Genomic DNA, 1,077 nt, shown 5'->3' with positions numbered 1-1,077 from the left:
CCGGTTCCTACTTTCTGGCAGAGGCCGGGCTCTTGGATGAGCGAATCTGTACCACGCATTGGCATAAGCAAGAAGAATTCGCACAGAAGTACCCCAAAATCGATCTTCGCCCCGATCGTTTTATTACCGCTACCGGGGAACTGTATTGCTCTGCAGGAATGAATGCAGCCATGGAGATCATGATCTATCTGCTTTCACGCTTATCCTGCACTGAGGTTGGCGAAGCCGTAGAAAGTACTTTTTTGGTCGATTTCAGACGAGCCTACTCCGGCGAATTTGCCTCCATTGGTAAACAAACCTACCATCAAGACGACGCTATTCTCTCTATCCAGCAGTGGCTTGAAATCCACTTCATTGAGCCCCTTTCTATCGAGCAACTTGCCACAAAAGCAAATATGAGTGTACGCACCTTTAAACGTCGCTTTAAAGAAGCAACGGGCGAATCACCTCTTAGCTATATTCAACACTTAAAAATTGAGCAGGGAAAAGAGCACCTCAAACATAGTGATCAAAGTGTCGCAGAAATATCATGGAAGGTTGGTTATCAAGACCCTGGCCACTTCAATCGTTTATTTCAGCGAAAATATGGCCTAAGCCCCGCCGCTTGGCGTAAGAAGCTACGATAAATTTTGCTCACTACAATCAGCTAGACAAGTCCCTTGATTCAGCAGTGCCTTAGGACAGGGCTCTCTCTTCGAAACAAGCCTTTCAGTGCACACTAATAAGGCCCTCACTGATAGATCACACGCATAGGTTTTAGCTAATCTATTGAATAATAATAACAATTTCCAATGGCATAGCGCTTGCAAAAGCCCTTTATGAAATTTATTCCTCAGCTCAAACCTGACGCTGACCAACACAGTAAATAAAGGTGATTGTGATGAAGAAAGAAGAAGTGATCGAAGCAATTGTATTAGCTAAAAAATCTAAAGAACTTACCTGGGAAGGTATGGCAGAAGAAGTCGGCATGGGCTCAGTATGGCTCACCTCAGCTTGTCTGGGCATGAATAGTATGCCCGAGGACGTTGCAGATAAGGTTTGTGCCTTACTTGATTTACCGGACGAAGCAAAGCCTGC

Annotated in this window: 1 protein-coding gene and 1 pseudogene; both read left to right on the top strand. The window is 44.9% G+C overall.

All coding sequences use genetic code 11. The features are described 5' to 3' along the window. The coding region (locus A3763_RS20410) for a GlxA family transcriptional regulator (RefSeq protein ID WP_156495215.1) at positions 1–626 on the top strand (626 nt) is incomplete at its 5' end. Between the two features lie 254 nt (positions 627–880). Further along, positions 881–1,077 (top strand): annotated as a pseudogene (locus tag A3763_RS20405) (cyanate hydratase); the annotation flags it as partial.

This window comes from Oleiphilus sp. HI0128, assembly GCF_001635365.1.
The sequence above is the reverse complement of the archived record's forward strand: the minus strand, read 5'-3'. Positions and strand labels throughout refer to the sequence as shown.